Source organism: Paenibacillus xylaniclasticus (assembly GCF_004001065.1).
Lineage (GTDB): Bacteria > Bacillota > Bacilli > Paenibacillales > Paenibacillaceae > Paenibacillus_T > Paenibacillus_T xylaniclasticus.
On the sequence record NZ_BIML01000033.1, the window covers coordinates 1 to 25,307 of the forward strand.

Below are 25,307 nucleotides of genomic sequence, written 5' to 3' on the forward strand. Positions count from 1 at the left end.
GCCATTTCTTCAAGAAGATCAAAGAAGTTTTCGTTCGGCACTATCTCATATTTTGTTTCATCAACTGCAGGTGGTTCAACTTCAAACTTCACCCCTGTATCACCAAAGTATCCTTCTTCCCATGACTCATATTCAGATGGAAATGCACAACCAATAAACTCTGAAACACCATAGCCTGTCAAGTTTGAAAAGCCTTCTAGAGCCTTTACGAATTTATCTTCATCAAGATAAAGGAAATAAAGCTCCATTGCAGTTAATTCCTCGAATTTTTTATCGATTCTCATGGCTTACCTCCATTAATCAATTTTAGGATAGAAATTCGTAATTATACCATCAGAATCCATATAACCCTCAAATTTCAACCCATTTGGTGCAACGCCAGTAATTTTTCTTCCGACTATACTGCCTGCATCCATTCCTTGTTGCATAGCAGCTTTGTAATGCTCCCCATTGTCAAGACACGAATTTTTGAGGAATAAGTTAATCCTCCTTGTCGTGTAGTCTAGCTAGGATGCGATTTTGTCAGTCGAATGGACATAGAATTGATCTGGTTTGGCGCCGCGCAAAGACTTATGAGGCCGTTCCTGATTGTAAAAATGGACATAGCGAGCTATCCCTTTACGCAGCGCGCGAGGGTTTTCAAATTCGTTTAGAAAGATGCATTCGTACTTGAGAGACCGGAAATAACGCTCTGTGCGGCTGTTGTCTGTTGCCCGGCCTTTACCATCCATAGATACCTTCACTCCTGCTTTTTCTAGCAGTTCAGGATAATCAGCATTGGTGAAATGGGAGCCCTGGTCGCTGTTCATAATCTCCGGCTTGCAATGGCTGAATGCGCGTCTTAAGCATCTCAGAACGAAGCCCTTTTCGAGCGTGCTGGACAGTTCGTAATAATCAATGACTTTTCTGCTGTACCAATCGATGATGTTGAAGAGATACATGAATCCCTTGCCCATCCGGATATAGGTGATGTCGACTCCCCAGACCTGATTTGGACGGTCAATCGTTAAACCACGAAGCAGATAGGGGCGGGTATATTTAGCATGAAGGCGCCTACTTAGGTTCGGCTTTGGATAGATCGCCTCAAGGCCCATAAGCTGCATCAGACGGCGAACACGCTTACGATTGATTTTGAAGCCTTGCTCTCGAAGGAACCAGGTCATTCGCCGGTAGCCGAAATAGGGATGCTTCGTGTAAATCTCATCGATCCGATGCAAGATCTGTACATTTTCTTCGCTCTCACGACGCTCTTTCTCGGGGCGGTAGACGCTGGTTCTGTTGATACTGAGAAGGTCTGCCTGACGCTTGATCGTGATCTCGGCATTGTCACGCTCGACCATAGCTTTACGTGCTTCGGGCGATTCATTTATGGCCAGATTTTTTTTTGAGCCAGTCGACCTCAACTGTGAGTTGGCCAACCAGCTTCTCTAAATGCTCCTGCTTGCTCTCATACTCCTTTCTCACTTTGTCGACTTCACTGGTCTTCTTCTCAAACACCGTGGTTGCACGCTCTAGAAACTCCGACTTCCATCGGCTAATCATCACAGGACTAAGTTCATATTTAGCAGCGATCTCGTTCACGGTCTGCTCCTCACGGAGCACCTCCAGCACAACCTTTGTCTTAAACTCTGCAGTGTATCGGTTCCGTTTTTCCATGGCTTAAATTATAACTTATTTTTCACCCTCCCGTGTCTCAAGCTATGGGAGCATTATACTTTACCCCATTCAATAATTGTTTCATCAGATATTTTTGATGGATCATAAACAGTCTTGGGGTTCTTGAAGTACTTAAATTCTCCAATTAAGTTACCCTTGTTATCAAGTTTGGGTATCTTGTACTCAATTTGGATGATACCGTCAATTGTCGGGTGCTTCGTTACTTTATGAATAGCGACAGGCGCTTATATGGAAAGCATCGTCTTCTGGATGAAAGAAAATTATGCGACGAGTCCTGAAGAGATGGCCAACAGCTTAATTGAAATCTCACTATTTGGCCCCTACATTTCTCCACATCCGCTCAGTTAAGCTGTAAAGATAGCTTACGCGAGAAAGAGGCTTGTCCAGAAGTCAGCAGCAGCTGACTAACGGACAAACCTCTACAAAGTTACGCTCCATTGGGTACAGACACAAGGAAAGCCTTGCTTTATGCCCGCTTGCCCCTTCCACCTGGATGCGATTGGGTAATTTCCGTTATTTTCTCTCCATTGACTGTTACATCTCCACCAATTAATTGAGCAGTACCATCTGCATCAAAGGCAGAAGAAGCCTCTATACGAATGGTTCCGCCATTAATATATATATCGCCATTGGAATCAAATGCGTCCGTATCTCCACTGTCCATCCTTACGTCAATGGTACCGCCATTTACTTCGATCACGACATTCGATTTCACTTTGAACGAAGCATTAATCCCATCATCCATCGCAAACATCTTGATCTGACCATCATTGATCTTAACCACATTGGCCTCGATGCCTTCTTTGCAGCTCTCGATGTTTATAATACCTCCATCGATTTGAACAAAGCGGTTCGCGCGGATGGCATTATTTGCAGCGGTAATGTTTAAGGTTCCGCCTTCCATATAAATGTACCCGAGAGTATCATCCTCATCGTTCTCGCTATGCAGAGCGTCTTTATCCGAATCGATACTAACCGTTCCATCGTGGATCAGAATGGAATCATTCGCCTCGATCGCATCCGCGGAGGAATGAATCGTATACGTGCCTCCGGTAATTGTGAGATCATCCTTGGAGGAAATCCCGTTACCTTCGTTAGACACAATGTCTAATGTACCGGTTCCGTTCAGGACCAGATCCGCTCTAGAAAAAATGACCGCATCCAAATTGGTTGACCCATCTGCTGTATAGTTTCCGTAGACGGTCATGTGGTTCTCACTGCTCGTGGATGTAACGAATACTTTATCCGCTGCTTTTACATATATAGCGGGCGAGTCCTCATTGGTGATACTCACGCCATCAAGCACGATTTGAACCTTCGCATCCTTAGCAGCATCAACCACGACTGTCGCGTTGTGTGCCTCGCCGCTTATGACATAAACGCCCTCCTGATCCAGCGTCACATCTTGATTGCTCTCTAATTTCATCCGTACAGCATTCGTAAGCTCCACCGCCTGCTTGAGGTCACGGTCACTAAATAATTGCGAGGTATCTAACAAAGTTGTCGACACTGCATTTGACGCCACAGCCGAAGGCGCTGCTCGGGTCGTCGCAGCAGCTGACCCGCTCTCATCTTCTGCCTTAGAGCATCCTACAGCAGACAGGCAAAGCGCGGCGGCCAACATAATCACGCTTATTCTTTTCAGCTTCTTCGTACTCATGAATGATCCCTCCTCGTCTCTACAGTCATTTTAATGCATGGATCTTAAATCAAACTGAAAGGAACGAGAACGAATCGATTATCTAGCTTTCGTATCATCAAACCCGTAATAGAAGGTCATTTCCCATAAGCAATGGGCGATGAAGCTTTCGTTAGTCATCCATCATGCTCATCAAATTCCTTAGTAGAAATCCATTCCTCATTAGCATCCTCTTCGAATACGTTGATGTAGATGTACATGTTCGAATCATTGGGAGCAGGTGAAGTGGACTGCAGACTCTTATATAAAGCTGCAAACTGATCACGCTTATCCCTCTTAAACTCCTAATGAAGAACAAACATACTCCATACCTTATCAAAAGGTGTACTCGTAATGAGATCTTTAAATGTTGGCATATATTTAGCTACTCCGATCTTAATTAGTTCACTGGTCTTAATCTTCTGATAGGTAAGCCTGAATAAGATCGAGCGTATCCTGTATGAAGTCATCGATACTATTCCACGCGTCCTTCATCTTATCCCCAACATACTCGGCCTGATCGACGATCCAATCCCACGCGCTTCGCTTTTCCCGGAAATCCTGTATTTCCGACAACAGCTTATCGATTTCTCCTTCGTTATGCTCATACCGCTGGATCGCATCTCCGAGGAACGCAATCAGCTGATTCATCTGATACTCTACGTCCTGGATCGAACGATTCACACTCGCGACGCGGGAGCCAATGCTCCGCCTCGCCGATATCGCCCCATCAATGCGAACCGAGGCTGCTCCGTTCGCCGCCTTCGTTAATCGTGACTGGCTCTTCTCTAAGCTTCGCTTAATTCCATTTCATTCGGTTAGATTCACATTAATGGATGACATGATTTCCACCGCCTGTATGGTCCTATAAAGAAGGAATTTGGACTAGGCGTTATCAATGCAGTTCGTCTAGCAGCTTACCTTTTATCCAACACTACTACACCAATTAATAGAATTAATGTTAACTATTTCAGCCCAGAATGGCCATAACCCGACCTGAAATGGCAATTTCGTATACCTTCTTGTAAACAAATCAAAAAAATAACCTTGCATTAAACGAACACCAAATAGCCCCCAGCTAGCTATCAGGCTGAGGGCTATTTTCATGCTGCAGTTTCACCGTTTCATGACAGAGAGCAATAAGAAACGATCATCCATTTCGCAAATCAGAAATTTCTTTCGCCATCTGCACCAGCTGCTCATAAGAACCGTTTAACTCCTCCATTTTGGCTGCGATCTCTTGAATGAATCCAACAACTCCATGGATATTACTGCTCATATATTCTAAATCCGACTTCATATTATTGAGCTGATCTGCAATTTCAGTCGATGATTCTTGGCTGCTCATTGCCAGCTTCTTAATCTCCCGCGCAACAACCTCAAAGCCTTTCCCGATCTCACCCGCTCTTGCCGCCTCAATCGAAGCGTTCAATCCCAGAAGATGCGACTGGCTGGCAACATACTGAATTCCGCTAATTAATGTTTCACTATTGCTTACCTGATCAACAATCGAATCGGAAAATTCCGAAAGACGCTGCATCTTTTCCGTCGCTTGCATTTGGGCAGCCGTTGTTTCTTCAATAATAATTGAGATTTCATTCATGATCGAGTTAAGATTGCCGTAGTTCTCTTTTAACAGCTCACCCTTCCTATTGTCAGAGACTAGTCCAATGACGCCGACGACCTCCCCCTCATCAAATATTGGCGTTGCTGTTGTTATATATGGAAAACCGAACTGTTCGGCTCCTCTTTCTTCCGTTCTTTTTACTCCTGAGCTTAATGCAATCTCGGATACGGTTCCCCTAAGCTGATCAACCTTGGCTCCAACAGGAACCGGCAGCTTTATCTGTTTGCCTGGGAGCGAGACCAAAACTTCTTCCATATCGGTAATGATAATATGCGTATCATCATGGAGGGATTCCTGAATTAGTGATGCTGCTTTAATCAAATCCGCAATTTTCTCATTCATCGGCTTTATCTTCCTTCCAATGTTATGCGCTTACATAGTCGGCTACACCTACTAAAGCCTAGCACATGCTCTCGGTAAAAGCCATGAGTTACTATAAAAGAAATGCCCGAGGTGCTACAATAAGCATCCTCGGGACGTTCAGCATTCAGTTATGTGCGAAAAGCATATTCCAGCGGATTCAATTGCTCGATTGCTGCGAGAACGTCATCCAACGGCATTATATCGGCGTATTTCTGATTCATATTCCATAGGAAGAGGTCGTAAACCTCTTGACTGCGGTCTGCAACGCATTCCTGCGGCACAATCGTCCGGAAACCGTAAGAGCAGCTGTCTAAGCTCGTCGCATACACACAGCCCCCGACCGTACAACCACACAGAATGACCGTATCAATATGCATAGCGTTCAACATCGGCGCAAGGTGCGTTCCGAAGAATGCGGATGGGCCGTGCTTTTCGATCTCTACATCTTCTGGCCGCACATCCAAATGGCTATCCCATTCGTAGTGCCAGGAGCCAGGCTGAATCTCTTTCAAGCTTGGACATTTCTCTCCCCAGATCCCTAGATCGACTCCATTCAACTTGTAGCCGACCCGCGTGTAGATGATCTGAATGTTTTTCTCCCGAGCCACATCGGTCAGCTGTCTTGTCGCCTTACAAGCATCCGACATATCAGCTCCTGATGCGGACTGTTCGCTTGTAAATGCGTTCTGAAAATCGATGACGACGATAGCCGGTCGCTGACCGAAGCCCGCTCTACCGCCCAATCCCGCATGACGATATACTTCGCTTCTATCCAACGCGCTCCCCTGCCTTCCTATGTTTTGTCCTTATTTGCAGACGGTTTTGCCCCTGCTTATTGACGAAATAGATGCCAATCAGAACTAACACAATGCCCGCTACCATATTCATCGAGAACATTTCACCCAGTATTAGCGTAGCCAGCAAACTTGCCAAAATCGGTTTAACGAAAAAGGTGGTTGAAGCAAAGCTTGTGTCGAGCGATTCTAACGCCTTGAAATAGAGGAAGAATGCCAGCCCCGTATTTCCGATACAAATGTACGCCATTTCCCACCAAATTGGCTGTAGATCGATTGCAAAAGGGGATATTCCCTTATATAAAACAAATGGTAATATAGTCAAACTACCCAAAATAGAAGAATAGGCGTTTAATGTGATGCTTCCAACCCGCAGCGCCACTTTTTTCCCTAAAACGGTATACAGGCTGAATGCGATCATGCCCGCAGCTTGAAGCGCGACGCCCAGATAAAAATCGGAATTGGTCGTTGACGTTGTCGCGCCTAGTGCGACTGCGACGCCGACAATGCCGATCAGCAAGCCGGCTGCTTTCTTTACCGTCAAACGTTCCTTCAAGAAGATAGAGGAGAATAATGCAACAAAGACCGGGTTACTGCTAATGATCATCGCCGCCAGATTAGCCGGCGTATACTCCATCCCGATTTGAATGAGATTCATGCTGATGCTTACGTTCAGAAAACCTAACAGCAGCAGGATAAACAAATCTTTTTTCGTTAAACGGATACCTTTTTTCTTCATATGCATGAAGGCGAAAGGCAGCAGCACAAGGCCGCCGGTCAGAAAACGGACAAAAGTCAACTGTGTCGGGTCCACGAAGCCTTGGACGAACTTGCTGATGACCTCGTAGGAGCTGAAGCTGAATACAGCAATCGCCAGCCATACGTAACCTAAGTTTTTTGAGTTCATCTAAAAATCTCCTAGTACACCGGCCGGTACTCCTAAATTCGAATTCGACCGTTATTTCATATAATGTTCGAGTTGACCTGCGTACCGGTATAGATTGGCTTCGTCAAATGGTCTTGCAATAAGGGAAATTCCAACCGGCATGTTGCGATCATCCTTCCCTGCAGGAATGGTGATGCTCGGAAATCCGCTGTAGCTTGCAATCCAGGAATACGTCGGGTACAGCGTTAGCGGACTTTGTGCCGTGCCGTTAATCTCGATGCTCTTCTGGCCAATTAAGCAAGCGGCAGCCGGTGAGGTCGGCAGCAGCAATACATCGCTATCGCCCAGCAATTCGTATAGAAGCCCGACCATCTCATGGCGCATGCGCTCGTATTGAACATATTGATCGGAATTCAGATCGCCCTTCATCAAGCGATTGTAGACCTGCTCGTAAATATGGGAGCGATGCTGAGCAACATCCTCCTTGTGCTCCATATGGGCGCCTGCCATGAGGAGAAGCTGATGAGCGGTGCGCAAATGGTCCATTTGAGGAAAATTCGTCTCCCGAATGATCGCACCTAATTCGGAGAACGCACTGACCGAGTTCCGTACCGCTTTCTCGACGGAAGCCTCCACACCTTCGATGGAGTTGGCGACAAAGGCAACCTTGCCTCCCGATAACAATTCATTCATTCGGCTTAAATAGTTTTCCGGCTTCAGCGGAGCGCTTCGCAAGTCCCGAGGGTTATACCCGGCAATAGCGTTAAGAATGAGTGCGTTATCTTGAACCGAACGTGTTATAGGACCGATCGTATCGACCGCTTCGTTCACTGGCATAGCCCCTTCGTTGCTAACGAGAGAGAACGTGGGCTTCAGTCCGACAACGCCGCACAAAGCGGATGGAATGCGGATCGAGCCGCCGGAATCTGTGCCGAGCGTTCCTGCACATAGAAAACCTGCTACTGCAGCCGCGCTTCCCGAGGAAGAACCGCCGGACACTCTTTGAGGATCATGGGGATTTAGAACCGGACCGTTATAGGACACATCTCCCATCGGTCCCATTGCGAACTGAGAGGTATTCGTTTTGACGCTGACGTTGACGCCTTGAGCCTTCAATTTGGCAATAGCGAACGCATCCTCGTCTGGAATGTAGTCCTTGTAAGCGCCGCAGCCGAAGGTTGTCCGAATTCCTTTCGTCCGAATAATGTCCTTCACACCGATGAGTGCGCCGTCCAAAGGACCGATCGCTTCCCCTGCGGCATACCTTTGCTCAGATTGTTTGGCGAAAGCCAAAGCGGCTTCCTCATCAACCGTAACGATAGAATTCAACGATTCCCGCTTCATAAGCTCCAGCATATGCCTCGTATACTCTACCGGAGAGACGCTTTTTTGCACGAACCGTTCATGCAGCTCTGTGAGTCCAAGTTGTTCTAATGCGTTGTTCATTTCATTCATCCACCTAACCCTGTATTGGATTCAATGTAAGACGGAGGATAGAGATGGCGCAGCCGAAATGGCCGCGCCACTAAATTCCTTATGTTGAACGAAACTCTTTATATCAGGGTTTACGCGCTTTTACGGGATGCCCGCAACGCTTTCGTCGCTTCATAATCTACAGTCATCGTATCAGCATGAATGACAACCCCGTAGTCCGCTTCGACGTCCTCCAGCAGGCTGAAGCCGTCTAATATATCGTTCAGTACCAATTCAGGGTCCCGTTCCAGCGGATCTCCATAGCCGCCGGAGCAAGGGGACGATACTTGAATGACATCGCCGGCTTTGAAGAAATCAGCCGAAACTTTGGAAGGCATAACTTGTTCTTCAGCCGTACCAGGGTTTTTGACCAGGTTAGCAGGAAGTCCGTCGTGTCCCCCGAACAAGCCAGGAGGCGAGTCGAAGTGGCGGTCGCCTTCGCAGCCTAGGATGCCGTCATCCAAGAACCGCGTTTCGCGAATGACGCCGATACCGCCGCGCCATTTGCCCGGAGCTGCTTTCTCAGGCCGGATTTCATAGCGTTCAACAAGCAGAGGCAGATGCCACTCTGTTTCCTCGATTGGAACGTTGCGAGTGTTGGCGATGATACAGTCGATCGTATCGATGCCATCCTTCTCGTGTCTGCCGCCGTAGCTTCCTTCCGTTACTTCGCCATAAACCCAATATTCGCCGGCTTCTTTGTTAAAGCCGCTGTATACGATATAGTGAATATTCGCCGAGCTGCCTGCAGCTACACGCTCTGGCATTACAGGAGCAAGAGCCCTAATGATGCAATCCGCCATACGGTTAACTTGATTGAACCGTGCCGAGGACGCCCTCGGGAAGTTCGGGTTGAAGATACAACCTTTCGGCGCAATGACGTTCACCGGACGCTCCAAGCCTTCGTTCTGTGGAATATATTCCGTATGAAGTGCGTCGTCCAAGAACAAATCGTGAATAACCGTGTTGATTGCTGGCCGCGTGCTGCCCTCGAACGGTACGTTGAAGGCCGTCATAACCTCGTCGGCGGAACCAGACAGGTCAACCGTCAGCGAATCTCCGTGAATCGTCACGGTCGTCGATACTTTAAGACGTTTGCCAAGGTTCACGCCGTCATCGTCCAGATAGCTTTCTGCATGGTATACGCCGTCCGGAATTTTCGCAATTTCCTTGCGCAGCATACGCTCGGAGTAATCGAGCCATTCTTCGGAAGCCGAGAATACCGTCTCGAGTCCGTACTTCTCAACCAGCTCCAGGAACCGTTTCTTGCCGTGCTCCGCTGCTGCAATCAAAGCGTGAATATCGTTATCGTTCATCGACGGCGTACGCACGTTGTCCAGAATCATCGTCCACAGCTGCTCATTCAGCTTGCCTTTTTCATACAGCTTCAGAGCATTGTAGATTCTCGCCTCAGCGTAAATATCGCGGGCATCGATGGCAACGCCGGCACCGGCGTTACCTACGTCTACCAGGTGCGCATTAATAGCGGAATAGCCAATGTGCTTGCCTTGGTAGAAGATCGGAATCGAGATTTGCACGTCTGGCGTATGAGAAGCGCCGTAATATGGATGGTTATGGATAATGACGTCGCCATCATGAATGTTTCCTTCTAGGCGGTGCAAAATGCCTTTAATGTAACCGCCGACCGAACCGGCGTGCATCGGCGAGTTTTCGCTCTCGCAAATTTGTCTGCACGCTACGTCACAAATACCTGCGCCCAAATCCTCGGATTCACGGATGATACTGGAATAAGACATGCGATACAGGACGATACCCATCTCTTGAGCAATCATTTTGAAAGCTCCACCCAACACCTGCAGCGTTACCGGATCTACCGGAACACGTTTAATATCAGTACCTTTTATATAACGAATCGCTTCACTCATGCCAAAGCTCCCCTTCCTTATTGAATATCGATTAGAATAATGCCATATTCATTAACGGTCGCCGTGCAGTTTGGCTCGATAAGGACAGTCGTGTCCATTTGATCGATGACAGCCGGTCCGACAATGACATTGCCATCTCTGAGCTTATAACGGTCATACACTTTGGACTCGTACGTGCCGATTTCGCCATTGACTTTGAAAATGATATCTCTCGAGTACTTGTAAGCTGCCGATGGATCTTCCTTAGACGCTGGAACCTTCGCAATTTCGAGCTCTGGCATTTTGCCAACGCCTTCGACACGAATGTTGACGATTTCGATCGCCGTTTCTTTGTAGTCCTTACCAAAGAACTCCAAGTGAGTGCGGTGGAAATCTTCTTTAATTTTCTCGAACGCTTCTGGCGTCAATTTGCCGTTCGGAACGGTTACGCGAAGCTCGTAGCCTTGTCCAAGATAACGGCATTCCGCAACGCGCTGGAGGGAAATGTCCGCTTCTGGCACTCTGTCCTCTTTCAGTCGGCTCAACGCTTCTTGCTCTAATGCTGTGAAGTCTTTGTCCAGCTTGTCCAGATCTGGCTTCGTCGACAGCTGCATCTCCGTTTTGGAGAAGTCGTATAGCAGGTTCGTTGCTACAAGACCGACCGCGCAGAGGGCGCCAGGGCTTGTCGGAACGATTACTGTTTTCATGCCCAATTCCCTTGCTACAGCGCAGGCGTGCAGTGAACCGGCGCCGCCGCAGGCGAACAATGCGAAGTCACGCGGGTCAAGACCGATGCGGATACTTTCTTTCTCGATGGCCTGAATCATGTTGTTGTTCATAATTTCGATGATACCGAGCGAGCACTCCTCAACGGTGCGGCCCAGCTTGTCAGCCAAATTCTTCTGAATCACATCGCGGGAGTATTCCGGCTTGATCGTCATCCGGCCGCCGAGCAATTCTGTACCAAGACGTCCGAGCAAGATATTCGCGTCGGTAACCGTTGGCTCCGTACCGCCGCGGTCGTAGCATGCTGGACCAGGAACAGCTCCGGCGCTTCGAGGTCCGACTCGGAAAAATCCGCCTTCGTCAATGTAAGCGACCGAGCCGCCGCCCGCACCGATCGTACCGATATCGATCATCGGAATCATGGCAGAATAGCCGCCGACCTGCGTATCAAGCAAATGCTTCATGCCCGGCTTCAAATTCGGAATAACCGCAATATCCGCCGAGGTGCCGCCGATATCCAGGGAAATGACGTTCTTGATTTCCGTCAGTTTGGATGCCCAGATCGCACCTTGCACGCCTGCTGCAGGACCCGACATGAGCAGATGCACCGGTTTTTCGGCTGCAGCGGAAGCTGTCGCAACGCCACCGCCGGACTGCATGAGATGAAGGTTAGCGTTAACATAGCCAGCGCTGACCAGCATGCTTTCCAGGTTCTTGATGTAGCTCGCCGTTTTCGGTCCGACATACGAGTTGAGCGATGTTGTCGTGAAGGACTCGTATTCGCGGAACTGAGGGCTTACCTCGGAACGAAGCGAGACATAAGCTTCAGGGAATTCCTCTTCAATAATTTTCAATACCTCTTGCTCATGCGTCGGATTCAAGAAGGAGAACAGGAAGCATACGGAGATCGCTTCAACGCCATCCTCTTTCATTTTCCGGATCGCTGCCCGAGCCTTTTCTTTGTCCAGCGGCTTGAGAACCTCACCGTTAGGTGCAGTCACCCGCTCCGAGACAACGTGACGGTCCCTTCTTTGAACAACCGGATTCGTTTGCCATGGAATATCCTGCATAATACTAAAGTTGTATGGTCGCTTGTGGCGGGCGATATGAAGAATATCGCGGAAGCCCTCGGTGGTCAGCATGCCGACCCTCGCGCCTTTGCCTTCCAGTACCATGTTCGTAGCAATCGTCGTCCCGTGGAAAACCTCCATAATTTCTTCGCGTTTCGCTCCGACGATGCTGCACAGCTGATTAATGCCTTCCATTACCCCGATGGATGGATCGTGCGGGGTGGTAGAAGTTTTATATACTTCAAACGTTTCGCCGTCTACGTAAATCAAGTCTGTAAAAGTACCTCCGACGTCTACACCGATGCGTTTCATGGTTAGTTCGCTCCTCGTCTTTAAAGTTTTAAATATTCTGCCGGACTAGCTGGACTCTATCGACAAGCTTGATTCAATAGATGTCAGAATATTCTGAATACTGTTGCGAAGTTTTAGTCTGCAAGCCTTAACTGCTGCCATTGGCCTGCAAGCTATCTTCTACATTGCTATGCACTCTCCGATGTACTTGTCTGAGATGCGCCAGGCTGTACAACCGCTAACTTCTTCTTCTTCAGCTGCTTTTCTTGCAGCCGTTTTACGAGCACGGATGACATAACCGACAGTACAAGCGCCAATCCATAAAATATATCTTGAATGAAGGTGGAGATGCCCATAAGTGATAAGCCGGTTGTACCGGTAACCAGGAAGTATACCGCAATGATACAACCAATCGGGTTAAAGCGTCCCGGCTTAATGCAAGTTGATCCAAGGAATACAGCTGCGAATGCTAGCATGAGGAAGCTCAAGCCTGACGATGGATCGGCACTGCCGAGCGTTCCCGCGTACAGTACACCGCCGATTGCGGATACGAAGCCGGATGCGGTAAAGCATCCCCAACGAATACGATCCACTTTAATGCCGCTTAGACGTGCTACATTGTTTCCTCGGCCAACCATCAGAATTTTTTTGCCGATCGCGGTAAATTCCAGGATGTAGAATAGAATTCCGCATAAGATCAGCGCATAGAAGAATACGTAAGAAATATCGAATATACGGCCGATGATAACAGCTTTCTGCAGTGATGAATCGATTCCCGTAATCGTTCTCGAACCGGATATCCATAACGTAATGCCGTTTAATAACGTCGATACACCCATTGTGACGATGAACGGGTTAATATTTAGCTTAGAGACGATCGCTCCGTTAATGAAGCCGATCAATGTACCGATCAAGATAGCCAGTACGACCGACACTCCGATTGGAAGTCCCAATTTCACATTGGCTGTCGCTACAATCATGCTCGATAATACAAGGATGGAAGCAGCGGACATGTCGTAATCCCCAGCGACGAGTGGAATCATAATGGCCAAAGCCAACACGACCAACACCGCTTTAGAGCTAAACATCATCGAGAAATTTCCCCACGTCGGGAAAATATCCGGAATTATCAATGAATACAGAATGATAATTCCAATCCAGACAAAGATAATCGCGTTTTTCTGAAATATGCTAGCCAATGAAAATCGCTTTTTCGCCTCAAGCTCTCCGACCGCAACCGATGCATGATTTTTCATGGTTCTCGTTCCTTTACACTTTAATAGAAGAAACATGACCGCAAGAGGTATTCATTACTATTACGGATTGGCTGCTTTCACCGGAAACCAATTCGGCGTACCCATAATTTCGCTCCACAGCTCTTCCGGAATCACGAGTTCTTCTTTCAAACTAGGGTCCAATCTCGTCATGAGCGAGCCTTCATTCCCCGAACGCACTTTGTCTATCCAATCGGGTTCAATAATCAGCTCTCTGCCTATCGCTACCAGATCAATCCCCGTATTGTATGCGTCTAATGCATCATCAGGAGTAAAGATCGATCCGACACCGATTACAGGAATTCGGTCCCCAGTCTGTTTCTTAATAATTTCCAGCCTTGACCGCTCCGAGTATCCTTTCGCTCCCCGCTTCGGATTCGACCAGAAGTCGCCTAATGAGACGTGCAAATAATCAAGGCCAGTGTTTGCAAGCTCATCGACAAGAAGCAGCGTCTCGTCCATTGTAATGCCAGGCGTCTCCGGCTCTTCTGGCGAGAACCGATAGCCTAAGACAAACGGTTTGGTAGCGTACTTCTCTCTGACACGAGTGATTTCTTCTACGACCGCCAGCGGAAAGTTCATCCTATTGCGAATGCTTCCCCCCCAATCGTCTGTACGACGATTGGAGTGAGGGGAGAAGAACTGTTGAAGCAAATAGCCGTTGGCACCATGCAGCTCGACGCCGTCGAATCCGGCTTCAATGGCCCGGCGTACGGATTCACCGAAAGCCTTCACCATCGCTTCAATTTCTTCAGCACTCATTTCTCTTGGGACGGGCAGCTGTACCCGGTCCGGCCGGGCGTAAGCGACCGGGCTAGGCCCGATCACATCACCATCTGGAACCATAGCCGGGTCACATCTCCGGCCTCCATGATTAAGCTGAAGAATCGCTTTCGTTCCATTCTGCTTAATAGCGGCAGCTACTTTCGCTAGCGAAGGAATAACCTCGTCCGAAGCGGCGGATGGCTCGCCGGCAAAGCCTTTACCATTAGGTGTAATGTAAGCGCAGGCCGTAATAATCATTCCAAGCCCTTGCGAGCGTCTTGTGTAATATTGAAGCTCGGCTTCGGATGAAGTACCGTCCTCTAATGAGGAGAAGTGGGTCATAGGTGCCATTACTAAGCGATTGTCCACTTCTAACCCGCATTTGAATTTATGACTTTGAAATAATGGCTCGTATTTGCCGTTCATGCGTGCCTCACCTTCCATCATTCATCTTCGTACGATTGACGATCCTTATTTATCAAGCTGCCACAGCTCGCGATAGCCTTTGATGTAATTGTCGCCGTAGCCTTGCGTCGAAACAGCAGGAACACCTGCATCCTCTACGTTGTCCTTCGTCCAAATGTAGAATTGGAATGCCTCGTCGGAAGGAACTTCAAGACCAGCGAGTACACGCATTTCGTAATCGAGGTAACCGTAAGACAGCCACTCCAGGCTTTCGCCTACAACCATCTCTACCGAGCCATCGCGAACCATATCCAGTACAAATGGCGTTCCGTTGAAGCCGACTGTTTTGACCTTACCGGTGTTACCGCTAATTTGAATCGCAGGAACGACGTATTGCAGCATGCTGTCGTAAATTGCAATGACATAATCGATGTTACGATCGGCAAGAAGGGCGTTCTGTACTTCCGATTGCATTTTCGTACCCCAGTCGCTAATCGGCACGTCCAAATATTTCACTTTCGCGTTAGGAGCATACGTAGCGAATTCCTTCTCCATCGCTTCGACCATCGTCAGCGAGCAGCTCAGATCACTTTCTTTGACCACGAGTACATTAACGTCCTGACCGCCTTTGAGAATCGTCCAATCCGCCAGCAAATTCGCTGCCATTGCAAAATCTTGCGGTGCGGAATGATCGACAGAATCAAGCGTTTCGCCAAGTGCCGTTACGTGCGTAGTAATGGTCGCAATTCCAGCTTTTTGCGCTTCTGCGATTTGAGCCGTCAGGCTCTTAGGATCGACACCCGATAGATCGATCAGATCGTAACCGGAGTTGATCGCATGCTCAATGCCTTGCACATATTCTACTGATTTACCTTGGTTCTCCCACGTGAACACTTCAAAGCCAATCTCACTAGCAATTTCGCCTTGCGTTTTGCTAAGCGTCTGCGCATACGGGATTGCGCTGTTCGTTGGGATCGATAAAATCTTCTTGCCTTTCATTAACTCTTTGGCATCGAATGACTCTGCTTCGAATACGAATTCAGGCTTTTCAGACAATTTAGCCATACGCTCTTCGATAACAGATACATCAGCCGACGCGCTCTCTGCTGCTCCGGACTCCGTTGATGTGGACTCGGAAGCCGCAGACCCTGTTGCTGCGGTCTCAGTCGTTGCTTTCGTATCCTTGCTTTCCGATGAACACGCCGATAGAACCAACATTGCCGCAACGCTTAAGAAAACCAGTTTTCTCCACATCCTAAGATCTCCTCGCTTTTTATATATAATTTTTGTTAATAATTAATAGCTTGCTTGTGATCTAATTCTGAATTCGGGATGTTGTAGCAGCACTGCATGATTCGTTCCTTCGTGATTTCTGATCCTGTAAGCTCGCTGACGATTTGACCGTCAGAGAACACGAGAACTCGAGTGCAAAGCTGCTCTAGCTGCTCGTAATCGGAGGAGGAGCATATAACCGCCATACCGGATACGGACGCATTGTCGATATGGGTGTATAGCTGCTGCCGTGCTCCAATATCTACCCCTTGTGTTGGTTCGTGCAAAATTAACAGTTCAGGAGCATCCTGCAGCCATTTCGCTAAGATTACCTTCTGTTGGTTACCGCCTGATAGCTGGGAGAATACCATTTTCGGATCATGAGGGTGAACCTTGTACTGGCTTAGCAGCTCGTTCGCTTTCTTCAGCATTTTCTTCTTCTGTAAGCGGAACGGACGATAGTCTTTCATCACCAGCATCATCAAGTTATCCTCTGTTAACAAATCACCGATGCCTCCAGCATTAGGACGGTCCGCAGGGATAAGCGCCATCTTGTTTTCTACCGCTTGACGGGGACTAAAGCTCGATAAATCGATGTGCTTACCTTGGTAAGAAACCGCTCCGGACTGCTCATCCAGCACGCCAAACAATATATATGGAATTTCTTCGAATCCCGAACCGACGAGACCGGTAATTCCGAGCACTTCCCCTTTCGAAACCTGAAAGCTTACGGACCTGACCAGATCGCCCTGCAGCTTATCGAAACGATACGTTTCGGCCTTGCTTCTTGCTGCAACCGATTTGCTTTCCATCTCGTATACGTTCAGCTTCTCACCTAAAATCATTTCGATGATGGAATGCTTGCTGTGATGCTTCGTTTCTGCGCTGCCTACGTTCATTCCGTCACGCAGTACCGTGAACATATCGGTCAATTCAAGAACCTCGTCGATTTCGTGAGAAACGAATAGGACACTGTAGCCTTCTGCGACGATTTCCCTAACCAGCCGGAATAACGTATCGACCTCTTCTTTCGGTAAAAATACGGTAGGCTCGTCCAAAATAAGCAATCCTCTTTTTGCTTCTTTGGCATTCTTATTGCCCTTAATATCTTCTACCGCCCTTACAATGGCCAGCATCGCTTTTTCAACCGGTCCGAGTTGAGAAACTTCCATATCGATGTCCATATTGACTTTATATTTTCTCAACGTTTCACGCGCGTTTCGTCTTTCCTCCTTCCAATCGATATAGAGGGCTTTCGAAACGGCGAGCTTGCTTATGAGCAAGTTTTCCAAGACGGTAAACTCTGGTATTAAGCCAAGATCCTGATGGACAAAGCTTATACCGTATTTGGAGGACTCTCCCGGCTGCAGCGGAAGCTTCGCTTGTACGCCGCTGACCCACAGCTCCCCACCCGGATCAGGTTGATGATAGCCCGCCAATACTTTAATCAAGGTAGACTTTCCGCATCCGTTTTGTCCGAGCAGACCGTGTATTTCGCCCGGCCGAATCGTTAGATTCACGGATTTCAATGCTCTGGTACCGCCGAACGTCTTCGAAATGTTCCGGAGACGAAGCGTCGCATCCGCATCTTCGACTTTGTGCATCTCCTACCCCTCCAATCACTCAGATCCCAAAGTTGTGTAAGGTTATCTAACACAATTCAATCTGGGATACTAGATTTTCATCTAGTGGATTCGATGAAATCAACTGTTGAGTCACATTTTACATAGCAAAACAACCGTAGTCAATAGTTTTTTACAAAAAATAATAATTATTTTAACACAATTGCGTAAGTTTTTATTACACCAAATGTCAATCTAAATTACACCGAACGCGTTAGATGGAATGTCTAAAATCAACACAAAAACACCCACGCAGGATGTGCGAGGGCTGGGATGGTTGTATAGAGAAATGAATAGCAAAGGGGAAAACAATAATACGAAAGACTTGTAGGATCGGTGGTTTGCAGAATCAAAGAGGGAAGGTGAGGATTTTATACTTTCTTCGTTTGGAAGAACGACTTCATGTCCCGTTCCGTATCCGTGAGGAATGTGTACAGCAGCCGTTTCACAATATCCCGGGACGTCTCGGCAAGATTAAAGGAGTCTGGATGCGTTGCCCAGTACTGACAGAGTCCGCGCGTAGCGCTGAAGATCGTTTTCGCCATATATTCAGCAGAATAACTGAGCGTCAGCTCTCCTCTTTGCTGACCTTCCAGAATCAGCTCAACTGCCGGACTGATCCGGTCCTGATCGAGCATATACAGCGCATTTTCCGAAAGAAATACTTTACGCAGGAAATCAGCAGAATTTTGATTGTAGAGCTCCGCACTGAAGAAACAATAATAACTCGCTATCTTTTCAAAGCTTCGAGCATTCTGCAGCCGTTTGGCCTCTTCGCTTGCAAAATAAGTCTCAACCTTTGGCATAATTTCAAAAAGGAGCTCGTCCTTAGATTTAAAATAATAATAAAAAGTACCCACGGTAATATCCGCAGCCTTAGAAATAGCATCTACAGTGATGTTGTCGAACCCTTTGGACAGAATCAGCTTCTTACCGCACGAGATAATCTTCTTTTTCGTTGCAATGGCCTGCTTAGCCCGGTTGGTGAGTTCTTTTTTCATCAGTAAACACCCCAATATCACAAATTTTATGTTCTACATTATTTCGTTGACTAAACTATTTTCACTTCATTCACTTCATCCATTTCCAGTAACAAGCATTTCTACTCGTTTGGCTTGAGAGTTTACACAACAGGACGGCATATGTCAATATTCCTAACATGTCTTATTTGCTAGCTAAAGCAATTTTTGGATAAAAAAGAGGTCAGCCAAAGTCGTTCTGACGGCTAACCTCATGCTCCCAATTACAAACAAAATTAGGTTGTAATCCTGCAATAAATCTCATCCTCAAGCTGATAATTAAAATCCTCTTCTTTATATGGAATCGGATTGGACCTTTCCCATTCAATTGTCTTTAACAGGCCTTCTTGCAGTGAATATTGCTCCCGATATCCAAGCTCGGAACGAATCAATGAAGTATCATAGACTAAGCTTTGTTCGGTATTCAAATCATCAAATCTCAGATGTGGAGGTAAAGCTTCACGATCTGCTTTAATGATCTCGCCTGACCATCCGCTCGCCTTGCCAACCTCAGCTACTAATTCATACATCGTCAATGCATTCTGCTGGCCTACATTATAAACTTTTCCTTTGGCTATATCTTTCGTTACCGCCAATGTAATAGCATGAGCTACATCTTCAACATAACCATGGGTCCATCTAAAATCTGCAAACCCTTGTTCCAGCAATAGATGCGGACGTTTGTCGTCCATCCTCTTCACATAATTAAAGAACCGATGCTGGCCGTCATGCGGTCCATATACAACGGGTAATCTTAGAACCGTTCCTGGAATATCATTGTTCAATATTTTATGTTCGATTGGGATCTTATCGTAGTCATTGTTACCTTTATTGCGATATGGATATAGCTTCTTACGTAACGGTGATCGTTCTGATATTGGACCCTCGGTTATTGGTCCAAGCTCATTTCGGATAATCACATCATATGCAAAATAGACATCCCCGCTGCTTATCGCTACGATTCGCCCCGTAATCCCTTTAAAGACACTTAATAGATCGTCTGCATGCTGTTCGATATATGGAATCATATCCAGCACTAAGTCAGGCGACAATCTACTAAATTCCTCGCTGTATTCACTTAGATGATTGCGATCCCCCAATATCTGGTTGACGTTCACGTCCAGCTTATTGTTCTCACCTCGATGAAACACTGTAATCTCATGACCTAATTGAACAAGATTTCTTACTACATGCGGACCAATAAATTGAGTTCCACCAATAATTAGTATTTTCATTCAGTCATTCCCCTCCAGCGACCATGATACAAGCTTTACAACTTCCTTAACCATTCAAATATGCTACTCTAGGTATATTATAGTATATTTTGATTTTATTATAATAGCGCTACAAGGAAATTCATTAATATACAGCCAGTACATATTCCATTTCTGCACTTATTGCAGTTTTTGAACCGCATGTAGAGGATTGACTGAAGAAAGGCTGTACACCATGCATACTTTTCGTATAAGTAGCCCGTTTCGATCTATAATGAAGCAAAATTCCTGCATCAAACGCAGTAATCTAGCATATTACGAAGGGTGAGTCGAAGAAAGGCTGTACACCATGCATAAGTTTCGCGTAGGTCATCCCGTCTTCCGGAGACTTTCAAAGTGCTCAACCGAGTTTGTGTCAAATTTATGTAGAAGGAAAAAATTTCAGATAGAGTATTGATCTTTATGAAACGAGTTGTTATAATCATTTCCGGTGGTGCAAATGATATTCATTATCATTGAGAATGGGAAATGTAATACATAATAGTTTCCACCCGATAACCACTATATTTATGCACAATTTTTATATATGATAAGGAGAGTTGCGCAATGAAAAGAATCACAACGATTCTCATGATGGCAGTGCTAGTCTTTGCACTAGCTGCTTGCTCCAATTCGAGCAAAGAAGAAAGCAATAAGGAAAACACGAGCAACGCTTCTAACACGACCACTACTGAAGCACAGGCTCCGGCTGAAGAGGCTGCAAAGCCAACGACGGTTGATGTTACGGACAGCACAGGTGCTACTGTAACGGTTCCGGTTAATCCACAAAACGTCGTTGCTTTGGATAACAGAACGTTCGAGACGCTCGCTGCTTGGGGCATCAAGCTCGCTGCAGCACCTAAAGGCGTAATGCCGAAAGACAGCGTTTATGTAACGGATGAGTCTGTACAAGATATCGGTAACCACAAAGAGCCTAACCTGGAAATTATCGCTGCTGTTAACCCTGATCTTGTTATTGTCGGTCAACGCTTCGCTACGTTCTATGAAGATATCAAGAAGCTTGTTCCGAATGCAGCTGTCCTGAACATTGACATTGATGTATCCGGCGAGAACGGCACGCCAGGCGACAATCTGGTCAAAGGCTTCAAAGATATAACGACGATGCTGGGACAAATCTTCGATAAGAATGAAGAAGCGAAAGAACTGAACGCAAGCTTCGATCAATCGCTTGAAGCTGCTAAAGCGGCTTACAATGGTACAGATAGCGTTATGAGCGTCATCGTTTCCGGCGGTAACATCGGCTACTCCGCACCATCGACTGGCCGCGTATGGGGTCCACTGTTCGATATCTTCGGTTGGAAAGCTGCATTGCAGGTTGATGGCGCAACTTCCGATCACCAAGGCGATGAAGTGTCTGTAGAAGCCATTGCACAAAGCAACCCGGATTGGATCTTCGTACTGGACCGTGACGCTGCAACTTCTGCCGAAGGAGAAAGCGTTCCTGCTAAAGACGTAATTGACAACGCTCCAGCACTGAAGAATACGTCGGCTATCACGAAAGGCCAAACCGTATACGCTCCAGCGGACACGTACACGAACGAATCGATTCAAACGTTCATCGAAATCTTCGACGAAATTGCTAAAGCTCTGAAGAAGTAAAATAAAGGAGTACATTATTGTGCCCAATGAAGCTATCGCTGAGGTTGAGACTATTTCTCAACCTCAGCTTTCTACACGTAAAAAGATATGGACGTTTCCATTTATACTCGCGCTTCTTTGCGTTGTCATTTTAGGGATCATCTCTCTGTTTACTGGCGTGTATGACATATTCGGCAAAGACGACGGCTGGGACATGTTCTTCATTACTCGTGTTCCTAGAACGATCGCCTTGATGCTGGCTGGGGCTGCTTTGGCCATGACAGGGCTAATTACGCAGCTGGTAACACAGAATAAAATGGTTGAGCCGACCACGATCGGAACGACAGAGTGGGCCGGCTTAGGTTTGCTTGCGGTATACATGCTTATCCCTGGACCTACATTAGTCATGCGAATGACTGGCGCCATCGTGTTCTCTTTCATTGGGACGATGATCTTCTTCCTCTTCTTAAGAAGAGTCAAGCTGCGCTCGTCTCTTATCGTTCCGATCATTGGCTTAATGCTTGGTTCCGTCATTTCAGCCTTTTCTTCTTTCTTGACGCTTTACTTTAACATGTCACAGACGATTGAAGGCTGGTTTATCGGTTCCTTCGCCGCCGTTCAAGTCGGAAGATATGAATATTTATGGGTTATTGTCATCGTCACCATTCTTATCTTTATATATGCCAATCGTCTAACATTAGCTGGATTGGGCGAAGACGTAGCTACAACATTAGGTGTCAATTACAACCGGCTTATTCTATTGGCTAATGCATTAATTGCCATATCGGTCGGCATTGTATCCGCTGTCATCGGTCACCTCCCTTTCCTAGGATTGATCGTCCCTAACATCATATCCATGATTCGAGGAGATGATCTGAAAAGCAATCTTCCATGGGTATGTTTGATGGGGATGGGAACGATCACACTATGTGATATCCTATCTAGGGTCATCATTATGCCTTTCGAAGTGCCTGTCTCCTTAATTCTTGGAACTGTAGGGGCAGTCGTCTTCATCCTAATGTTGCTAAGACAACGAAAAAGCAGGAGGCTGCGATGAAGACATTGGATTATCCACTCAACACCAGTAGCGTTGTCAATACCGGCATTCGCGTTAGATCCGCCAGTGCTTTCCGTTCCAGGAAAGAAGCGGCGCGCTATTGGATGATTTTATCGTTATGCATTGGGGTGGGTCTGCTCGCTTCCGCAGGATTATTGTTTTATAACAATCCGGTGCCGGTTGACTCCCCTTCCTTCGTCCCTGTTGTTAAGAGACGACTTGTAGCTATTGTCGCCATGCTTATTGCGGCATTATGCCACAGCTTCTCGACCGTCGCGTTTCAGTCCGTTACGAATAACCGGATTATTACGCCGTCTCTTCTTGGCTATGAATCGCTATATTCTACGATTCAGACGAGTATCCTGTTCTTCTTCGGAGCTAATGCGCTTGTCAGCTTCAGCGGTACAGGAGCCTTCATCATCCAGGTCGGTCTGATGATTGCGATGAGCTTAATCCTGTATGGATGGCTGCTGTCCGGGAAGTATGGCAATTTGCAGCTGATGCTTCTTGTCGGCATTATTATTGGCGCTGGTCTCGGCTCTGTGTCAAGCTTTATGAGACGGGTGCTTGCTCCATCGGAGTTCGATCTGCTGCAAACACGACTTATTGGCTCTGTAACGAATGCGGATTCCGAGTATTTCCCGATCGTGATTCCGCTTGTTCTCATTACGGTCCTAGCCCTGTTCTTCTTCTCCAAACGATTAAATGTACTATCTCTCGGCAGAGATGTGGCTACAACCTTCGGAGTGAACTACCAGGCTGGCATCATTATAACGCTCGTCTTAGTTGCGGTCTTAATGGCGGTGTCCACATCACTGCTTGGCCCGCTTACCTTTTTTGGTTTTTTAGTTGCGATGCTGAGCTATCAGGCTGCACCAACGTATGATCACCGATACATCTTTCCGATGGCTTTCGCAATCGGATTCGGTATTCTGACATCGGCGTACTTTTTGCTGTATCACGTCTTCCATCATCAAACTGTCGTAGGCGTCTTGATCGAGCTGTTCGGTGGAATCACGTTTCTTATTGTTATCTTAAGGAAGAGGTCGCTATGATAAAAATTCAGAACGCTAGGAAATGGTACGCGGATGAGGTCAAGATTGGACCCTTGAATATCGATATTCCTAAAGCAGGGGTAACTTCATTAATTGGCCCTAACGGTGCTGGAAAATCGACGACTCTTCTCATGATCGGCCGATTGTTGAACATGGATGAAGGTCAAATTACGGTCGCCAATATGAACGTCACCACATCGAAATCCGAAGATTTGGCGAAAATTCTAACTATCTTGCGGCAAGAGAACCATTTCGTCACTCGACTTACAGTTCGACAGCTGGTAGGCTTCGGAAGATTCCCGCATTCGAAGGGAAGATTGACGAAGGAAGATGAGGTTATCATCTCGAAGTATATCGACTTCTTCAAGCTGACGGAGCTTGAGCATCGGTATTTAGATGAGCTGTCAGGCGGACAGAGACAAAGGGCTTACGTCGCCATGGTTCTATGTCAAGAAACCGAATACGTGCTGTTGGATGAGCCTCTTAACAATCTGGACATCGCCCGCGCTGTTCAAATGATGGAGCATCTCAAATTAGCAGCGAAAGAGTTCGGCAGAACCATTCTTGCCGTCATGCATGACATCAACTTCGCGGCCAAATATTCCGATCGGATCTGCGCAATGAAGCATGGACAAATCGCTGCATTCGGAACCGTAGAGGAGATTATGAAGCCTGATCTTCTGACCGATATCTTCGAGACGAAGATTGATATTATCCAAGGTCCATACGGCCCATTAGCGGTATATTAAATGCCGATACCTGCTTGAAACAGCTTACTAAATGATGCGGAGGCGATATACGGTGCAAATTTACTGGCTTAAGATCAAGAAGATTGTAGAGGAAACGCCTGAAATCAAAACGTTCTTGCTCGAACGCCCAGAAGACTTTACATGGGACGAGGGTGCTCATACACACTTCGCAATGAAAGGCTTTAATGCAGGAAACCAACCTAACCGCAGTCTCGTTCGCCATATGTCGATCTCCACTGTACCGTCAGAAGATGCGATTGGCATTACAACGCGGATTAAGGAGCAATGCTCGGAATTCAAATCGATTCTCAAACAGCTTCAAATCGGCGATGAAGTAGCGCTGTTCAAAACGCACACCAATCTGCCGCTGAAGCGCAACGGGAAGAATGTGTACCTATTGTCCTCAGGCGTCGGTATTGCGACGTTCCGGTCGATTGTGCTTGATTATTTCAACCGTCCTGACAACATTAAACATATGCATTCCTTGAACATTGAATCATCGAAGCAGTTCCTGTTCACGGATCTGTTCAAATCCGCACCCGACCGGAGCTTTACCGCACAGTTCGTAGACAATCGCCAAGAATACTATGCGGAAGTTCAGAAGCTCGCTGCAGACAAGGACGGACTGTTCTATATCGTAGGCAGCGATCAATTCCTTGCCGACAACATCGCCATCCTGCGTGAGAATGGTATTCCAGTCGAACAAATCATGCTTGATAAGCGCCAAGAGCAGAAAGAACAGTTGTTAGCGTAATGATCATAGAGTATCCATAAATACACCCTAAAT

General features: G+C 46.9%; 21 protein-coding genes. 5 read left to right on the plus strand and 16 right to left on the minus strand.

Annotation, left to right across the window (positions count from 1 at the left end; all coding sequences use genetic code 11):
- The 16 genes from cdiI to PXY01_RS19475 all read right to left on the minus strand — a co-directional run.
- The coding region (gene cdiI / locus PXY01_RS19395; protein ID WP_127572337.1) for a ribonuclease toxin immunity protein CdiI at positions 1 to 284 on the minus strand (284 nt) is incomplete at its 3' end.
- Between the two features lie 222 nt (positions 285 to 506).
- A protein-coding gene (locus PXY01_RS19400; RefSeq protein WP_444980863.1) for an IS3 family transposase occupies positions 507 to 1,656 on the minus strand; the annotation gives its coding sequence in 2 pieces (ribosomal slippage) (positions 507 to 1,386 and positions 1,385 to 1,656; 1,152 coding nt in all).
- Between the two features lie 487 nt (positions 1,657 to 2,143).
- The gene (locus PXY01_RS19410; RefSeq protein ID WP_127572364.1) at positions 2,144 to 3,337 is read right to left on the minus strand and encodes a carbohydrate-binding domain-containing protein; all 1,194 of its coding nucleotides are present in this window, start codon (positions 3,335 to 3,337) and stop codon (positions 2,144 to 2,146) included.
- 432 nt (positions 3,338 to 3,769) lie between these two features.
- A complete protein-coding gene (locus tag PXY01_RS19415) occupies positions 3,770 to 4,006 on the minus strand; it encodes a hypothetical protein (protein ID WP_127572366.1) in 237 nt (78 codons plus the stop codon).
- Between the two features lie 499 nt (positions 4,007 to 4,505).
- A complete protein-coding gene (locus tag PXY01_RS19420) occupies positions 4,506 to 5,324 on the minus strand; it encodes a methyl-accepting chemotaxis protein (protein WP_127572368.1) in 819 nt (272 codons plus the stop codon).
- A 149-nt stretch (positions 5,325 to 5,473) separates the two neighbouring features.
- Positions 5,474 to 6,121 (minus strand): isochorismatase family protein, encoded by a 648-nt coding sequence (locus PXY01_RS19425; protein ID WP_164744502.1) that lies wholly within the window; start codon positions 6,119 to 6,121, stop codon positions 5,474 to 5,476.
- Positions 6,114 to 7,046 carry a DMT family transporter gene (locus tag PXY01_RS19430; RefSeq protein WP_127572372.1) on the minus strand — a complete coding sequence of 311 codons (933 nt, stop codon included), beginning with the start codon at positions 7,044 to 7,046 and terminating at the stop codon, positions 6,114 to 6,116. The genes PXY01_RS19425 and PXY01_RS19430 overlap by 8 nt, the downstream gene beginning before the upstream one ends.
- Before the next feature lie 51 nt (positions 7,047 to 7,097).
- Complete coding sequence (locus PXY01_RS19435; RefSeq protein ID WP_164744503.1) at positions 7,098 to 8,471, minus strand: amidase; 1,374 nt, start codon at positions 8,469 to 8,471, stop codon at positions 7,098 to 7,100.
- Positions 8,472 to 8,590: 119 nt separating this feature from the next.
- A complete protein-coding gene (locus PXY01_RS19440; RefSeq protein ID WP_127572375.1) occupies positions 8,591 to 10,384 on the minus strand; it encodes a hydantoinase B/oxoprolinase family protein in 1,794 nt (597 codons plus the stop codon).
- Between the two features lie 17 nt (positions 10,385 to 10,401).
- Entirely contained in the window at positions 10,402 to 12,471 is a 2,070-nt protein-coding gene (locus PXY01_RS19445; RefSeq protein ID WP_127572377.1) for a hydantoinase/oxoprolinase family protein, read from the minus strand.
- A 167-nt stretch (positions 12,472 to 12,638) separates the two neighbouring features.
- The gene (locus PXY01_RS19450; RefSeq protein ID WP_127572379.1) at positions 12,639 to 13,706 is read right to left on the minus strand and encodes an ABC transporter permease; all 1,068 of its coding nucleotides are present in this window, start codon (positions 13,704 to 13,706) and stop codon (positions 12,639 to 12,641) included.
- A gap of 60 nt (positions 13,707 to 13,766) precedes the next feature.
- On the minus strand, positions 13,767 to 14,915 hold the full coding sequence (locus PXY01_RS19455; RefSeq protein ID WP_127572381.1) for an NADH-dependent flavin oxidoreductase: 1,149 nt from the start codon (positions 14,913 to 14,915) through the stop codon (positions 13,767 to 13,769).
- 45 nt (positions 14,916 to 14,960) lie between these two features.
- Positions 14,961 to 16,148: a sugar ABC transporter substrate-binding protein gene (locus PXY01_RS19460; RefSeq protein ID WP_127572383.1), complete on the minus strand. Its 1,188-nt coding sequence runs from the start codon at positions 16,146 to 16,148 to the stop codon at positions 14,961 to 14,963.
- A 35-nt stretch (positions 16,149 to 16,183) separates the two neighbouring features.
- Positions 16,184 to 17,770, minus strand: a complete 1,587-nt coding sequence (locus PXY01_RS19465) for a sugar ABC transporter ATP-binding protein (protein WP_127572385.1) — start codon at positions 17,768 to 17,770, stop codon at positions 16,184 to 16,186.
- A gap of 389 nt (positions 17,771 to 18,159) precedes the next feature.
- Entirely contained in the window at positions 18,160 to 18,789 is a 630-nt protein-coding gene (locus tag PXY01_RS19470) for a TetR/AcrR family transcriptional regulator (protein WP_127572387.1), read from the minus strand.
- 254 nt (positions 18,790 to 19,043) lie between these two features.
- A complete protein-coding gene (locus PXY01_RS19475) occupies positions 19,044 to 20,042 on the minus strand; it encodes an NAD-dependent epimerase/dehydratase family protein (RefSeq protein WP_127572389.1) in 999 nt (332 codons plus the stop codon).
- Positions 20,043 to 20,627: 585 nt separating this feature from the next.
- On the opposite strand from PXY01_RS19475, the gene PXY01_RS19480 reads away from it, so the two are divergent.
- Genes PXY01_RS19480 through PXY01_RS19500 form a run of 5 tightly spaced genes read left to right on the plus strand, consistent with a single transcriptional unit; the run spans position 20,628 to position 25,274 of the window.
- A complete protein-coding gene (locus PXY01_RS19480) occupies positions 20,628 to 21,680 on the plus strand; it encodes a siderophore ABC transporter substrate-binding protein (protein WP_127572391.1) in 1,053 nt (350 codons plus the stop codon).
- Positions 21,681 to 21,699: 19 nt separating this feature from the next.
- Positions 21,700 to 22,716 (plus strand): ABC transporter permease, encoded by a 1,017-nt coding sequence (locus PXY01_RS19485; RefSeq protein WP_127572393.1) that lies wholly within the window; start codon positions 21,700 to 21,702, stop codon positions 22,714 to 22,716.
- The gene (locus PXY01_RS19490) at positions 22,713 to 23,771 is read left to right on the plus strand and encodes an iron chelate uptake ABC transporter family permease subunit (protein ID WP_127572395.1); all 1,059 of its coding nucleotides are present in this window, start codon (positions 22,713 to 22,715) and stop codon (positions 23,769 to 23,771) included. Before PXY01_RS19485 ends, PXY01_RS19490 begins: the two co-directional genes overlap by 4 nt.
- Positions 23,768 to 24,520: an iron ABC transporter ATP-binding protein gene (locus PXY01_RS19495; protein WP_127572397.1), complete on the plus strand. Its 753-nt coding sequence runs from the start codon at positions 23,768 to 23,770 to the stop codon at positions 24,518 to 24,520. The genes PXY01_RS19490 and PXY01_RS19495 overlap by 4 nt, the downstream gene beginning before the upstream one ends.
- 52 nt (positions 24,521 to 24,572) lie before the next feature.
- Positions 24,573 to 25,274, plus strand: coding sequence for a ferredoxin--NADP reductase (locus PXY01_RS19500; protein ID WP_127572399.1), 702 nt, complete (start codon positions 24,573 to 24,575; stop codon positions 25,272 to 25,274).
- Positions 25,275 to 25,307: the final 33 nt, after the last annotated feature.

What these genes read in the sequence shown, in the direction of transcription:
- PXY01_RS19410 (WP_127572364.1), bottom strand. Translation starts at nt 3,337, where the DNA reads ATGAGTACGAAGAAGCTGAAAAGAATAAGCGTGATTATGTTGGCCGCC.
- PXY01_RS19415 (WP_127572366.1), bottom strand. Translation starts at nt 4,006, where the DNA reads ATGAATCAGCTGATTGCGTTCCTCGGAGATGCGATCCAGCGGTATGAG.
- PXY01_RS19420 (WP_127572368.1), bottom strand. Translation starts at nt 5,324, where the DNA reads ATGAATGAGAAAATTGCGGATTTGATTAAAGCAGCATCACTAATTCAG.
- PXY01_RS19430 (WP_127572372.1), bottom strand. Translation starts at nt 7,046, where the DNA reads ATGAACTCAAAAAACTTAGGTTACGTATGGCTGGCGATTGCTGTATTC.
- PXY01_RS19435 (WP_164744503.1), bottom strand. Translation starts at nt 8,471, where the DNA reads ATGAACAACGCATTAGAACAACTTGGACTCACAGAGCTGCATGAACGG.
- PXY01_RS19440 (WP_127572375.1), bottom strand. Translation starts at nt 10,384, where the DNA reads ATGAGTGAAGCGATTCGTTATATAAAAGGTACTGATATTAAACGTGTT.
- PXY01_RS19445 (WP_127572377.1), bottom strand. Translation starts at nt 12,471, where the DNA reads ATGAAACGCATCGGTGTAGACGTCGGAGGTACTTTTACAGACTTGATT.
- PXY01_RS19450 (WP_127572379.1), bottom strand. Translation starts at nt 13,706, where the DNA reads ATGAAAAATCATGCATCGGTTGCGGTCGGAGAGCTTGAGGCGAAAAAG.
- PXY01_RS19455 (WP_127572381.1), bottom strand. Translation starts at nt 14,915, where the DNA reads ATGAACGGCAAATACGAGCCATTATTTCAAAGTCATAAATTCAAATGC.
- PXY01_RS19460 (WP_127572383.1), bottom strand. Translation starts at nt 16,148, where the DNA reads ATGTGGAGAAAACTGGTTTTCTTAAGCGTTGCGGCAATGTTGGTTCTA.
- PXY01_RS19465 (WP_127572385.1), bottom strand. Translation starts at nt 17,770, where the DNA reads ATGCACAAAGTCGAAGATGCGGATGCGACGCTTCGTCTCCGGAACATT.
- PXY01_RS19470 (WP_127572387.1), bottom strand. Translation starts at nt 18,789, where the DNA reads ATGAAAAAAGAACTCACCAACCGGGCTAAGCAGGCCATTGCAACGAAA.
- PXY01_RS19475 (WP_127572389.1), bottom strand. Translation starts at nt 20,042, where the DNA reads ATGAAAATACTAATTATTGGTGGAACTCAATTTATTGGTCCGCATGTA.
- PXY01_RS19480 (WP_127572391.1), top strand. Translation starts at nt 20,628, where the DNA reads ATGAAAAGAATCACAACGATTCTCATGATGGCAGTGCTAGTCTTTGCA.
- PXY01_RS19490 (WP_127572395.1), top strand. Translation starts at nt 22,713, where the DNA reads ATGAAGACATTGGATTATCCACTCAACACCAGTAGCGTTGTCAATACC.
- PXY01_RS19495 (WP_127572397.1), top strand. Translation starts at nt 23,768, where the DNA reads ATGATAAAAATTCAGAACGCTAGGAAATGGTACGCGGATGAGGTCAAG.